Source organism: Candidatus Pantoea deserta (genome assembly GCF_003813865.1).
Lineage (GTDB): Bacteria > Pseudomonadota > Gammaproteobacteria > Enterobacterales > Enterobacteriaceae > Pantoea > Pantoea deserta.
Window position 1 is genome coordinate 12,918 of sequence record NZ_RMVG01000012.1, and the last position, 12,411, is coordinate 25,328.

Annotated in this window: 14 protein-coding genes; 6 read left to right on the forward strand and 8 right to left on the reverse strand. The window is 57.9% G+C overall.

From position 1 onward, the window contains the following. Window positions 1-26: 26 nt before the first annotated feature. Together dtpA and gstA are read left to right on the forward strand one after the other, a co-directional pair. Complete coding sequence (dtpA, locus tag BBB56_RS14980) at window positions 27-1,523, forward strand: dipeptide/tripeptide permease DtpA (protein ID WP_123801743.1); 1,497 nt, start codon at window positions 27-29, stop codon at window positions 1,521-1,523. Between the two features lie 144 nt (window positions 1,524-1,667). Then, window positions 1,668-2,273 (forward strand): glutathione transferase GstA, encoded by a 606-nt coding sequence (gene gstA / locus BBB56_RS14985; protein ID WP_123801744.1) that lies wholly within the window; start codon window positions 1,668-1,670, stop codon window positions 2,271-2,273. Between the two features lie 32 nt (window positions 2,274-2,305). Here gstA and pdxY read toward each other — a convergent pair whose 3' ends face one another. From pdxY to anmK, 5 genes are all read right to left on the reverse strand, one after another. Continuing rightward, a complete protein-coding gene (gene pdxY / locus BBB56_RS14990) occupies window positions 2,306-3,166 on the reverse strand; it encodes a pyridoxal kinase PdxY (RefSeq protein WP_123801745.1) in 861 nt (286 codons plus the stop codon). Between the two features lie 63 nt (window positions 3,167-3,229). After that, window positions 3,230-4,504, reverse strand: coding sequence for a tyrosine--tRNA ligase (gene tyrS / locus BBB56_RS14995; protein WP_123801746.1), 1,275 nt, complete (start codon window positions 4,502-4,504; stop codon window positions 3,230-3,232). A 138-nt stretch (window positions 4,505-4,642) separates the two neighbouring features. Continuing rightward, a complete protein-coding gene (gene pdxH, locus BBB56_RS15000) occupies window positions 4,643-5,299 on the reverse strand; it encodes a pyridoxamine 5'-phosphate oxidase (protein WP_123801747.1) in 657 nt (218 codons plus the stop codon). A gap of 5 nt (window positions 5,300-5,304) precedes the next feature. Then, window positions 5,305-5,637, reverse strand: a complete 333-nt coding sequence (locus BBB56_RS15005; protein WP_123801748.1) for an MliC family protein — start codon at window positions 5,635-5,637, stop codon at window positions 5,305-5,307. 17 nt (window positions 5,638-5,654) lie between these two features. After that, the gene (gene anmK / locus BBB56_RS15010; RefSeq protein WP_123801749.1) at window positions 5,655-6,770 is read right to left on the reverse strand and encodes an anhydro-N-acetylmuramic acid kinase; all 1,116 of its coding nucleotides are present in this window, start codon (window positions 6,768-6,770) and stop codon (window positions 5,655-5,657) included. A gap of 282 nt (window positions 6,771-7,052) precedes the next feature. Here anmK and BBB56_RS15015 point away from each other — a divergent pair, with 282 nt between their 5' ends. Next, entirely contained in the window at window positions 7,053-7,520 is a 468-nt protein-coding gene (locus BBB56_RS15015) for an outer membrane lipoprotein (RefSeq protein ID WP_123801750.1), read from the forward strand. Window positions 7,521-7,557: 37 nt separating this feature from the next. Here the strand turns inward: BBB56_RS15015 and slyA are convergent, their stop codons facing one another. Beyond that, window positions 7,558-7,995 carry a transcriptional regulator SlyA gene (gene slyA / locus BBB56_RS15020; RefSeq protein ID WP_123801751.1) on the reverse strand — a complete coding sequence of 146 codons (438 nt, stop codon included), beginning with the start codon at window positions 7,993-7,995 and terminating at the stop codon, window positions 7,558-7,560. Window positions 7,996-8,149: 154 nt separating this feature from the next. Between slyA and BBB56_RS15025 the strand changes: the two genes are divergently transcribed. From BBB56_RS15025 to BBB56_RS15035, 3 genes are read left to right on the forward strand one after another with little or no spacing between them, the layout of a single operon-like run. Beyond that, window positions 8,150-8,392, forward strand: coding sequence for a DUF1656 domain-containing protein (locus tag BBB56_RS15025; protein WP_123801752.1), 243 nt, complete (start codon window positions 8,150-8,152; stop codon window positions 8,390-8,392). After that, a complete protein-coding gene (locus BBB56_RS15030) occupies window positions 8,392-9,249 on the forward strand; it encodes an efflux RND transporter periplasmic adaptor subunit (protein ID WP_123801753.1) in 858 nt (285 codons plus the stop codon). Before BBB56_RS15025 ends, BBB56_RS15030 begins: the two co-directional genes overlap by 1 nt. Before the next feature lie 7 nt (window positions 9,250-9,256). After that, a complete protein-coding gene (locus BBB56_RS15035) occupies window positions 9,257-11,257 on the forward strand; it encodes an FUSC family protein (RefSeq protein WP_123801754.1) in 2,001 nt (666 codons plus the stop codon). On the opposite strand, the gene BBB56_RS15040 is transcribed toward BBB56_RS15035, so the two are convergent. Both BBB56_RS15040 and sodC read right to left on the reverse strand, forming a co-directional pair. Further along, window positions 11,258-11,725 (reverse strand): hypothetical protein, encoded by a 468-nt coding sequence (locus tag BBB56_RS15040; protein WP_123801755.1) that lies wholly within the window; start codon window positions 11,723-11,725, stop codon window positions 11,258-11,260. 138 nt (window positions 11,726-11,863) lie between these two features. After that, window positions 11,864-12,385, reverse strand: a complete 522-nt coding sequence (gene sodC / locus BBB56_RS15045) for a superoxide dismutase family protein (RefSeq protein ID WP_123801756.1) — start codon at window positions 12,383-12,385, stop codon at window positions 11,864-11,866. Window positions 12,386-12,411: the final 26 nt, after the last annotated feature.

Below are 12,411 nucleotides of genomic sequence, written 5' to 3' on the forward strand. Positions count from 1 at the left end.
AGGGTACGAGAAAAACAGAGGTACAAGTGTCAACTGCAAACAAACACACTGATGAGGCCACCAGCCTCAATGCGTTCAAACAGCCGAAGGCGTTCTACCTGATCTTCTCAATCGAGTTATGGGAACGTTTCGGTTTTTACGGCCTTCAGGCCATCATGGCTGTTTATCTTGTTAAACAGCTGGGCATGTCGGAAGCAGACTCCATCACCCTGTTCGCCTCTTTTAGCGCGCTGGTCTATGGCCTGGTGGCTATCGGCGGCTGGCTCGGCGATAAGGTGCTGGGCACCAAACGGGTGATTGTTCTGGGCGTGCTGGTGCTGGCGCTGGGATATGCGCTGGTCGCGTTCTCCGGACATCACGTCGGCACGGTCTACGTAGGTATGGCGACCATCGCGGTGGGTAGCGGACTGTTTAAAGCTAACCCCTCTTCTCTGCTCTCTACCTGCTATGAAAAAAACGACCCGCGCATCGACGGCGCTTTCACTATGTTTTATATGTCCATTAACGTCGGTTCGCTGTTTTCTATGATGCTGACCCCGTGGCTGGCGGCAAAATATGGCTGGAGCGTGGCGTTTTCGCTGTCGGTTGTCGGTCTGATCATTACCCTGCTGAACTTCCTGTTCTGCAAGGGCCTGGTCAAAAACTACGGTTCGAAACCCGACTTTGCCCCGCTTCAGGTGCGCAAACTGCTGATGACCCTGGCTGGCGTGGTCGTACTGGTCGCGGTTGCCGCCTGGCTGCTGCACCATCAGACCATTGCGCGCATTACGCTGGGCGTGGTCGCGCTGGGCATTATCTTTATCTTCGCTAAAGAGGCGTTTTCGCTGCATGGCGCGGCGCGTCGCAAAATGATTGTGGCGTTCCTGCTGATGGTTGAAGCCATTGTCTTCTTCGTCCTCTATATGCAGATGCCGACGTCGCTGAACTTCTTTGCCATTCGCAACGTAGAGCACAGCATTCTGGGCATTGCTTTTGAGCCGGAGCAGTTCCAGGCGCTTAACCCGTTCTGGATTATGCTGGCCAGTCCGCTGCTGGCGGCGGTCTATAACAAGCTGGGCGACAAGCTGCCGATGCCGTTTAAATTCGCTATCGGCATGGTGCTGTGTTCAGCCGCGTTTCTGGTGCTGCCGCTGGGTGCGAAGTTCGCTTCTGATGCCGGTATCGTTTCGGTTAACTGGCTGATTCTGAGCTATGCGTTGCAGTCTGTCGGCGAGCTGATGATCTCCGGTCTTGGCCTGGCGATGGTGGCGCAGCTGGTGCCACAGCGTCTGATGGGCTTTATTATGGGTTCATGGTTCCTGACCACGGCTGGCGCGGCGATGATTGCCGGTAAAGTCGCCGGTCTGATGGCCGTACCGGAAAATGTCACCGACCCGCTCGCTTCGCTCAGCGTTTACAGCCGCGTGTTCCAGCAGATTGGTATCGTAACCGGCGTTATTGCCGTGCTGATGCTGATCACCGCTCCTCTGCTGAACCGCATGGCGCAGTCTTCACAGCCTGCGCTGAAAAAATCTCAGGCCTGACCGTTCTCAGGCTGACAGCCGGGCTTTCCGCCCGGCTTTTTTTTACTCTTTTTCGGACCAGACGCAACGCATGATCATTATCACTGGCAAATCGGCGGCGACACATTAAGCTGCAATGATCCTGTCGCAATCCGGAGGTCCGTCATGAAACTCTTCTGTAAAGCGGGAGCCTGCTCTCTTTCGCCGCATATCGTTCTGCGCGAATGCGGGCTGGATTTCACTCAGGTCAACGTCGACCTGAAGCAAAAAGTCACCGAATGCAGCGAAGATTACCTGCAAATCAATCCCAAAGGTCAGGTGCCTGCGCTTGAGCTGGACGATGGCACAATCCTGACCGAAGGGGTGGCGATTGTGCAGTACCTGGCGGATCTAAAACCCGATCGTCATTTGCTGGCCCCGGTTGGCAGCCTGACGCGCTATCACACGCTGGAGTGGCTCAGCTTTATCAGCAGCGAGCTGCATAAAACCTTTGCGCCGCTGTTAAAATCCGATACGCCTGAAGAGTATAAACGCGCGCTGCGTGACCGGCTGACGCACCAGTTCCGCTATGTCGATACAGCGCTTCAGGACAAGCAGTGGCTGATGGGGCTGCGCTTTAGCGTGGCGGACGCCTATCTTTATGTGATGGTGCGCTGGGCGCAGGCGCTCAAACTGGATTTAGATGGGCTGTCGGCGCTGGAGGCCTGGTTTCAGCGAACGTCGCAGCGACCGGCGGTGCAGGCGGCGCTGAAAGCGGAAGGTCTGGCGTAAAAACGGGGCCGATGCCAGTCGGCCCTGAAAGGTTACAGCCGTTCAGCGCCAAAGTGCTGGGTCGGCTGCGCGATAGCGTCCTGCGCAGCCACCAGCTGCAATTCATACTCGCCCATCGCGTGGGTTTTCAGCATCACTTCGTACACCGCAGCGGTGACGTGTTCAAGCGCGCTTTGCAGATCTTTGCCGTGCAGCAGGTTGACCAGCAGCAGACCGCTGGTGAGATCGCCTACGCCCACCGGCTGACGCACGCCGAAGTCCACCAGCGGACGACTGATATGCCAGGCTTCCTCCGCCGTCACCAGCAGCATCTCAAAACGATCGCTGCGGCGACCGGCGCGCGCCAGATGTTTTACCAGCACCACCCGAGGTCCCTGCGCAATCAGCACGCGCGCCGCCGCCATCGCCTCTTCCACGCTGGCCACGCTCCGCTCGCTGAGCATCTCCAGCTCCAGCAGGTTCGGCGCGATAATGTCGCTGGCAGGCATGGCGTATTTACAGTGGTACTCGGCGACGCCAGGGGCGACGATACAGCCTTTTTCCGGATGGCCCATTACCGGATCGCAAAAGAACCAGGCGTCTGGATTGGCGGCTTTAACCATGCGTACAATCTCAAGGATCTGTTCGCCCTGCTCGGCCGACCCCAGATAGCCGCTCAGCACCGCATCGCAGGTCTTCAGCCGATCGATGTCATGGATGCCCTTCACGATGTCCGTCAGATGCGTCGCGGGCATAACGGTGCCGGTCCAGTGGCCGTACTGCGTATGATTGGAGAACTGGACGGTATTAAGCGGCCAGACATTGGCGCCCATGCGCCGCATCGGAAATTCGGCGGCGGCATTGCCTGCGTGACCAAAGACGACGTGTGACTGAATTGCCAGAATATTTTTCATTATGTTTGGTACTGCCTTACCCTTGCCTGCTAAAAAAAGGGCCGGAAACCGGCCCTGAAATGCTTACTGCCAGACAACCAGGCAGTAGTGTTTTTTACCGCGGCGCAGCAGCGTGTAGCGGCCAAAGAGTTTGTCATTCTCGCTGAAGCGGTACTCGGCGTCAGACTGTTTCTCGCCGTTAACGGTCACCGCGTTGGAGCCAATCATGGTGCGCGCCTGACCGCGTGACGGAACCAGTTCGGCATTGACCAGCGCCTGTTGCAGATCCTCTTCCGCGCCAAGCTGAATAGTGGGCATACCGTCCTGCGCCAGCTGTTCAAAGTCCGCTTCGGTCATGTCGCTCAGCGCGCCGGAGAAGAGGCTTTCTGTAATGCGCTTCGCCGCCGCCAGGCCGGCGTCGCCGTGCACCAGTCGCGTAACGTTCTCGGCCAGCACATACTGCGCGCGCGGCGCTTTGCCGCTGTTCTTGTCTTCTTCTTCCAGCGCATTGATCTCGTCAATGCTCAGGAAGGTGAAGAATTTCAGGAAGCGATAGACATCGGCGTCCGCCGTGTTGATCCAGAACTGATAGAACTTGTACGGGCTGGTTTTTTTCGCATCCAGCCATACCGCGCCGCCTTCTGTTTTACCGAATTTGGTGCCGTCGGATTTGGTGATCAGCGGAACCGTCAGGCCGAAGACCTGATTCTGATAGAGACGACGCGTCAGGTCGATGCCGGAGGTAATGTTGCCCCACTGATCGGAGCCGCCAATCTGCAACGTCACGCCGTGACGCTTGTTCAGCTCGGCGAAGTCAAAGCCCTGCAACAGGTTGTAAGAGAACTCGGTAAAAGAGATCCCCTGATCGTCACGGTTCAGACGCTGTTTCACCGCTTCTTTGTTAATCATCTGATTAACGGAGAAGTGTTTGCCAATATCGCGCAGGAACGTCAGCACGTTCATCCCGCCGAACCAGTCGTAGTTATTGGCCGCGATCGCGCTGTTGTCGCCACAGTTGAAATCCAGGAAAGGCGCCACCTGCTTGCGGATCTTTTCGACCCACTCGCTGACGGTGTCGCTGGTATTGAGTTTACGTTCTGCTGCTTTAAAGCTGGGATCGCCAATCAGACCGGTGGCTCCACCCACCAGCGCGACCGGCTTGTGTCCGGCATCCTGAAAACGTTTCAGGCAGAGCAGCGGCACCAGATGGCCCAAATGCAAGCTGTCAGCGGTCGGATCGAAGCCGCAATAGAGAGAAATCGGCCCCTGCGCCAGTCGCTCTGCTAACGCTTCTTCGTCCGTTACCTGGGCGATTAAGCCCCTTTCCTGCAATTGTTGTATCAGGTTACTGCTGGTCATCACTGACTCCAAATTGATCAGACTGCACCTATGCTGGTACACAGCTTTCCGCTGAGATGCGGAAGAAAAAAATGAGGGCTATAGCATAAAGCGCTGGCGACGGTTGTGCCAGCGCTGAGAGAGGTGAAAAACGCTGTTTTAAGGCGCTAACCGGTCGATTTTCCAGCCGTTGTTGTCGCGCTGGTAAAGAAAGCGGTCATGCAGACGATGTTCGCCGCCCTGCCAGAACTCCATCGTGTGGAATTTAACGCGATAGCCGCCCCAGAAGCTGGGCAGCGGCACTTCGCCCTGCTGGAATTTTTGTTTAAGCTCGAGAAACTTGCCTTCCAGCACGCCGCGCGCCGAGATACGACTCGACTGCCGTGACACCCAGGCCCCAATCTGACTGTCGCGCGGGCGGCTGTGGAAATATTTCAGCACCTCAAGCGGCGAAAGCTTCTCAACTTCGCCCAGCACCATCACCTGCCGCTCCAGAAAATGCCACGGAAAGTGCAGCGAGATGCGCGGATTAGTCGCCAGATGTTGCGCCTTGCGGCTACCCAGGTTGGTATAAAATACCATCCCGTCGTCGTCATAGTGCTTTAGCAGGACGATGCGCTGGTATGGCTGCCCCTGCTCATCCACCGTCGCCACCGTCATCGCGGTGGGATCGGGCAGCTGCGCATCACAGGCCTGGCGCAGCCAGGTTTCAAACAGCGCCAGCGGCTGGTCTGGCAGATCCTTACGGCGCAGCCCGCCACGCGTATATTCGCGGCGCAGGCTGGCGATCTCTTGCAGTGTAAAACTTGTGCTCATGGGCTTTACTCAAAGTGAACAGACTGACTGTCTGACTGAAGCTCGCAGTCGTTAATAACGATTTTATCATCGCGTTCAATAAAGGCGCTTTCGCCTTTAGACCAGAATACATATTTCCCGTCGCTGTAGCGCGCGCCTGATGCCGACATCGCCCGTTTCAGCGTTAACGGCTGGCCGTCCAGAATAAAGCTGACCTGCTCGCTGGCGTTGTCGAGCGTGACGGTCAGCGGCAGCGTCCCGCAGCGGTAGTGCAGCGTTTGCGGGCGCTCAGCCTGTTTATTCACCAAACCGCACCCTGCCAGCAGCAGCACGGTCGCAAAGGGTAACGCCTTTTTCATTATGATTCTCCTTAGGGTCAGTAGAGCAAATTGGCCGGATAGATGGCGCCGATAACGCTTTTTTCCCGCGCGCCGGTCACGGCGGGAAGGTTGCCAGGCAGGCCGGAAAGCGTGCGGCTGGCAAGCCAGGCAAAGGCCAGCGCCTCCATATCATCGCCGCGAATGCCTGCCGTGTCGGTACTGGCTACTTCGGTGCCGGGCAGCAGCGCGGCAAGGCGCGACATCAGCAGCGGGTTACGCCCGCCGCCGCCGCACACCAGCAGCCGATCGCACCCGTCATGAAGCTGTACCTGATGCGCAATGGTAACGGCGCTCAGCTCGGTCAGTGTCGCCTGCACATCCTGCGGCGGCAGACCAGGAAAGTGTTGCAGATGGCGTTCGATCCAGCCGAGATTAAAGTATTCGCGCCCGGTACTTTTCGGCGGCGGCAGCGCGAACCAGGGATCGCGCAGCATCTGCTCCAGCAGCGCGGGCGCCAGGCTGCCGCTGCGCGCCCAGCGCGCGTCTTCATCAAAGGGTTTGCCCTGCTGACGCCAGATCCAGGCGTCAATCAGCATATTGCCCGGCCCGGTATCGAAGCCGCGGACGGGCTGGCCGGGCAGCAGTAAAGAGAGATTGGCGATGCCGCCGATATTCAACACCATGCGGCGCTCTACCGCATCCATCAGCAGCGCCTGATGAAACGCCGGAACCAGCGGCGCGCCCTGTCCGCCCAGTGCCATATCGCGCCGGCGAAAATCCCCGACGACCGTGATACCGGTCGCCGCCGCAATCTGGTTATTGTCGCCGATTTGCAGGGTATTCGGCGCGGCGCTCTGCGGTTCGTGCCAGACGGTCTGTCCATGACAGCCAATGGCGACAATATCGGCAGGCTCCAGCGCTTCGCGCCGCATTAAGGTGTTAACCGCCTCGGCGAATAGCTGGCCGAGACGCGTATCCAGCTGCCCCAGCTGGGAGAGCGTCAGCCTTTGTCCCTGACAAATAGCGAGGATTTGCTGGCGCAGTTCGTCTGGCATCGGATGGCAGTAGCTGGCCTGTTGGGCCACCATATTTTCATCAATGGCGGCCAGCACCACATCCACGCCATCCAGGCTAGTGCCCGACATCACGCCGATATAACGTCCTGATTTCATTTCTGGTCCTTACGCTGTGGAGGAGGTGCGAATCACTGATGATAAGTCTGGCAAATTCCCTCGCCGGATTCGACGGTTACCTGATCTTTTTTGCCAGAATTTGCGCAACCAGTAACTTTGTGCAACTTTTTTTGCTGCCTGATTGAATTATTATTGACCCTCGTTAGTCTATGCTTCGCTTTAGGGTGTTTTACTCAGACTAAGATTAATTTGCGATGTGTCTTATACTGTTTGCAGGATTTGGCGATACAGATGGCGCATTGCATAAGAAAGGAGTGACAAATGATTAAGCGTTTCGTTGCGGTCGCACTGGCTGGCATTACGCTGGCAGGATGCACAAACACCAGCTCGCTGTCAGGCGATACCTACAGCGCCAGCGAGGCTAAACAGATTCAAAGCGTCTCATACGGTACGCTGGTTTCTGTTCGTCCGGTTAAAATTCAGGGCGGTGATGAGAATAATGTCATTGGCGCTATCGGCGGCGCCGTGCTGGGCGGTTTTATTGGTAATACGATCGGCGGCGGCTCCGGACGCAGTCTGGCTACCGCAGGCGGCGCTATTGCTGGCGGCCTGGCTGGCCAGGGCGTTCAGGGCGCGATCAATAAAACCGATGGCGTTGAGCTGGAAATCCGCAAAGACGACGGCAATACCATTATGGTGGTGCAAAAGCAGGCTGCGACCCGCTTCTCTGTGGGACAGCGCGTCGCGCTGGCGTCAAACGGCAGCCAGATTACCGTTTCACCGCGCTAATTTCGCGCAAGAAAACCGACGCCATGGCGTCGGTTTTTTATTTCTCGCGATTCTGTAGCTCAAGAATGTTTTTTTCCAGGCGAGCAACCAGCGTGACCATCTGATTGATCTCTTCCCGACTAATACCCGCAAGAATGTCGTCGCGCGTCGCGTCGATAACGTTCTCTACCTGTTCAATGATCGGCTCCGCCTGCTGCGTCAGCTTAATGCGCTTGGCGCGGCGATCGTTCGCGCAGGTTGAGCGGGTGATTAAGCCTTTCTCTTCCAGCTGATCCAGCGTGCGCACCAGCGACGGCTGCTCTATGCCGATCGCCTTCGCCAGCTGAATTTGCGACTGTTCCGGCGGCAGTTGATGAATATTATGTAACGTAACCCAGTGCGTCTGCGTAAGCTCAAGCGGCTTAAGGCGCTGATCGATCAGCGCGCGCCAGATGCGCACCAGCCGAGACAAATCCGTTCCAAGGGGCGTATCCATTTCATCTCCTTATAATTAGCTTGCTAGCTATCAAGCCAGATTTTACACTATTCTGCGAGTTTAAAGGACAAATTACAAACCCCCAGGCGAAGCCGCAACGGTTCATCTACGCTTTTTGAGACCATTGCCTGGGGTTATATCAGGAGGATGCGACTTGGCCCATGTCAGTTACCCTACCGCTCACCCTCTCACCGATCTGGTGTTTGGGGCGTCGCTGTTTTTCCCGCCGCTGTTTAAAGCGGTTTTGCTCGGCTTCTTTTTCTGGCTGATTATTCACCCGCTGCTGCGCGGCTGGATTTACTCCGGCGAGGTATGGCACCCCACGCTGCTGGATCTGTCGCTGTTTGTCCTGTGCGTCACCGTCGCGCTTTTTCTGCTGGGTCAGGGATACGCATAATGAAATTTAACGCAGTGAAATATTTTTCGACGCTGATTGTCTTTTCGGCCGCCCTGCTGGCAGGCTGGTGGATGTGGAATTATTACATGCAGTCTCCCTGGACGCGCGACGGTAAAGTACGCGCCGAGCTGGTGCAGATCACGCCACAGATCTCCGCCCGCATTCTGCGCGTCGCAGTGAAGGATAATCAGTTTGTGCATAAAGGCGACACGCTGCTGCTGCTTGATACGGTGCCCTGGCAAATCGCGCTGGATAATGCCGAAGCGCAGCTGGCTAAGGTGCAGGCCGAGCTGGCGCAAGCGCAGCATGAACTGCGGCGGCGAGCGAGCCTGCCGCGCAGCGTGATTTCCGCTGAAGATCTTGATGCCGCGCGCCTCAATGCCGAGTCGATGGCGGCCAGCGCCAAAGCCGCCGAGGCGGCGCGCGACCGCGCGCGCTGGGATCGAGAGCAAACCACGGTGGTGGCGCCCGCCGATGGCTGGATTAGCAATCTGACGCTGAGAGCCGGGGATTACGCGACGGCAGGCACCCCGCTTTTCGCTCTGGTGGACAGCCGTTCTTATTACGTGATGGGCTACTTTGAGGAGACCAAACTGCGCCATATTCGCCCCGGCGCGCCCGCGCACATTGTGCTCTACAGCAATGGCGCTCAGCTACAGGGCGAGGTCGAAAGCATTGGGCGCGCCATCTACGATCAAAGCATCGACAGCGACAGCGGGCTGGTGCCGGACATCAAGCCAAATGTACCCTGGGTGCGGCTGGCGCAGCGCGTGCCGGTGCGCATTCGCTTAGCCGCCATCCCTGACGATGTGCCGCTGGTGGCGGGCACCACCTGCACCATCAGTATTGAACCCTGAGCGCCTGATGAACCTGAACTGGCTGGCATGGGATAGCCTGCCGTGGATAAAAGCAACGGCGAACCAGTGGCGCTACGCGCTGCGAAACGCTATCGCCATGTGCCTGGCGCTCAGCATCGCCTACGCGCTTGACCTGGACGAACCCTACTGGGCCATGACGTCAGCGGCGGTAATCAGCTTTCCTACCGTGGGCGGCGCGATCGGCAAAAGCCTGGGACGTATCGCAGGCAGCCTGCTGGGCGCCGCCGCCGCGCTGCTCATCGCCGGGCATACGCTTAACGATCCCTGGCTGTTTACCTTTTTTATCGCCGGCTGGCTGGCCTTTTGCACCGGCATCGCCAACCATTACCAGAATAATGTGGCCTATGCCTTTTCGCTGGCAGGCTACACTGCGGCCATTATTGTCTTCAGCAGCGTCGATCTCACTGACGCCACCGATCTCTGGACGCTGACACAGGCGCGGGTGTGCGAAGTGATTTCCGGCATTCTCTGCGCCGGATTTATGATGATGGTGTTGCCCAGTACATCGGACGGCGACGCGCTGATCGACTCGCTGCAAAAGATGCACGCGCGCCTGCTGGAGCATGCCGGGCTACTGCTGCAACCTGATTCCGGCGATCGGGTGCGCACCGCGCATGAAGCCGTCATCAGCCAGATCCTGACCATGAACCTGCTGCGTATCCAGGCCTTCTGGAGCCATTACCGCTTTCGTCGCCATAACAACGTGCTTAATTATGTGCTGCATCAGCAGCTGCGCCTGACCAGCGTGCTCTCCAGCCTGCGACGTATGCTGCTCAACTGGCCAGATGCGCCTCAGCCGCTTTATGACGCCATCAATGCCTTAATGCAGGAGCTGGCCAGCGCGCACTGTGACAAATACCGCCTGGCGCAGATTTTGCGCAGCATTACGCCCGCCGCCGACGGCGACTTTCGCCAGCGCGCCTTTTGCCAGCGCCTGCGCTATTTCTGCTGGATGTACCTCAACGTCAGCCGCTGGATCCGCCTGATCGCCCGCGCCGATGCGGATACCCGTTTTCAGCCGCCGCGCGTGCCGTCGCTGGCGCGCGAAAGCGACAGCGCCGAGGCGGGATGGAGCGCGCTGCGTACCTTTTGCGTTATCGTGCTGGGCTGCGCGTTCTGGATTAACACGCAGTGGTCTTCCGGCGCGGCGGCGCTGACGCTTACCGCTATCGCCTGCGTGCTCTACTCCTCAGCGCCCTCGCCGAGCGGCAGCGTCTCTCTGCTGCTGAAAACGCTGCTGTGGCTGTCGCTGTTCAGCTTTGTGATGAAGTTCGGCCTGATGGTGCAGATCTCTCAGCTGTGGCAGTTTTTGCTGCTGCTGTTTCCGCTATTGATTACGTTGCAGCTGTTTAAACTCCAGCAAAAGCAGCGCGCCGCGCTGTGGGGACAGTTTATTGTCTTTATGGGGTCCTTTATCGCGGTGACCAATCCGCCGAGCTGGGATTACGCCGACTTTCTCAATGACAATATCGCTAAAGTCTGCGGCGTGATGCTCGCATGGCTGGCGTTTCAGATCCTGCGGCCCAGTTCCGATGCGCGCCGCAGTCGTCGCCATATTCGCGCGCTGCGTCTGGCTTTTCTCGATCAGCTTCGCCGCCGTCCGCGCCTCAGCGAGAGCCGCTTTGAGTCGCAGATTTATCATCGCATCAGTCTGCTGGGCAGCAGCCGCGATGAACAGGCGCGCCTCTGGCTGCTGCGCTGGGGCGTGGTGCTGTTGAACTGCTCGCATATTGTCTGGCAGCTGCGCGACTGGCAGCCCGCCTCGGCAAGGCTGGCGCAGGCGCGCGAAACCAGCCTGAAAGATTTGCAGCGTATTATGAGCGCGCGCGGCGTGCGCCACGGCTCGCTCGATCAGTCGCTGACGGCGCTGGATGAAACCATCCGCCAGCTGGCGGCGGAGAGCAGCACAGAAGCCAACACCCTGGCCGGCATACTGTGGCGTTTACGCTGTTCGCTGGCGCAGCTAAAACAGGCGGTGCCCGATTAATTATTTGCAGTATTGCAGCTGCTGGCGCGCAAAATCGGCCTGGAGCTGCGTCAGGGTTTTACGCTGCTCGAATCGCGTTTTATCGTTCGGCGTCATGGGTTCAATGACCAGCGCGCGTTCCTCCGGCGAGTAGATAAAACGCCGACGGATGTCGCTGCCGGTAAAGCTTTTGCCAGTAATACTGCCGCAGACCATCGTCATGGTGGAGTGAAACACCGCAGCCTCGGCAAAGTTAGTCTCGGTAGCGCTGCGCAGCACAAACTGGCAGCCCTTCTCTTCAAGCTTTTTACGCGTCCCGCGGCTGAGCCGCTCGCGTCCTTTCGCAATATCCTCACACTCGCCGCGTGCCGGACTGGCATCAATGGTGCGCTGGAGCTGGCGTCCCGTTTCGGTCATGAGTTGGGTGTCATTGGGTTGATCGCAGCCTGTCAGCAGCAGACAAAACAGCAGCGCACCTGTTTTCTTCATTCCTTTCTCCTTTGACCGCACCCGCTGAAAGTGCCAATAATCAGTATCATAGGCGGTAAATCATCAGGAGAATATAACCAGGAGATAAACTAAATGATATTAAAACGGCTCCCGTCAGGAGCCGTTGAAACGCTGAGGTTAAATCACACCGCAGGCATAGCGTCCGCCGCCGCCGCCCAGCGGCTGCGGATGATCGGCATGGTTATCGCCGCCGATATGCACCATTAACGCCTTGCCTTTGATGGCGTCCAGCGACTGAAGACGCGGGGCCAGCACCGGATAGGCGGCGTTGCCTTTATCATCGACATAGATCGCCGGCAAATCGCCCAGGTGGCCTTCTCCGTAAGGACCAAGATGCTTACCGGTTTTTTGCGGATCGAGATGCCCGCCTGCTGCCCCGGCCGCCACCGTTTTGCCTTCAGAGACGCCAGGCTCGCAGCTGCCGTTGGCGTGCACATGAAAACCGTGAACGCCCGGCGTTAGCCCCTTGAGTTTGGGCGTAAATTGCAGGCCATACTTTGTCTGCTGAATATCAACGGTGCCGATCGCCTCTCCGATGCCCTCGGCGCTCACTTTATGCAGCGTGACCTCTTCAGCCAGCGCATGACTGGCAATGCCGCCGCTTACCAGGAATAAACAGGCCAGAATCGATTTTTTCATTATTGCCTCTTATCTCGCTCTTTCAG

Bases quoted from the DNA above. Each gene is read 5' to 3' on its own strand.
- gstA (WP_123801744.1), top strand. From the start codon at position 1,668: ATGAAACTCTTCTGTAAAGCGGGAGCCTGCTCTCTTTCGCCGCATATC.
- pdxY (WP_123801745.1), bottom strand. From the start codon at position 3,166: ATGAAAAATATTCTGGCAATTCAGTCACACGTCGTCTTTGGTCACGCA.
- tyrS (WP_123801746.1), bottom strand. From the start codon at position 4,504: ATGACCAGCAGTAACCTGATACAACAATTGCAGGAAAGGGGCTTAATC.
- pdxH (WP_123801747.1), bottom strand. From the start codon at position 5,299: ATGAGCACAAGTTTTACACTGCAAGAGATCGCCAGCCTGCGCCGCGAA.
- BBB56_RS15005 (WP_123801748.1), bottom strand. From the start codon at position 5,637: ATGAAAAAGGCGTTACCCTTTGCGACCGTGCTGCTGCTGGCAGGGTGC.
- anmK (WP_123801749.1), bottom strand. From the start codon at position 6,770: ATGAAATCAGGACGTTATATCGGCGTGATGTCGGGCACTAGCCTGGAT.
- BBB56_RS15015 (WP_123801750.1), top strand. From the start codon at position 7,053: ATGATTAAGCGTTTCGTTGCGGTCGCACTGGCTGGCATTACGCTGGCA.
- slyA (WP_123801751.1), bottom strand. From the start codon at position 7,995: ATGGATACGCCCCTTGGAACGGATTTGTCTCGGCTGGTGCGCATCTGG.
- BBB56_RS15030 (WP_123801753.1), top strand. From the start codon at position 8,392: ATGAAATTTAACGCAGTGAAATATTTTTCGACGCTGATTGTCTTTTCG.
- BBB56_RS15035 (WP_123801754.1), top strand. From the start codon at position 9,257: ATGAACCTGAACTGGCTGGCATGGGATAGCCTGCCGTGGATAAAAGCA.
- BBB56_RS15040 (WP_123801755.1), bottom strand. From the start codon at position 11,725: ATGAAGAAAACAGGTGCGCTGCTGTTTTGTCTGCTGCTGACAGGCTGC.
- sodC (WP_123801756.1), bottom strand. From the start codon at position 12,385: ATGAAAAAATCGATTCTGGCCTGTTTATTCCTGGTAAGCGGCGGCATT.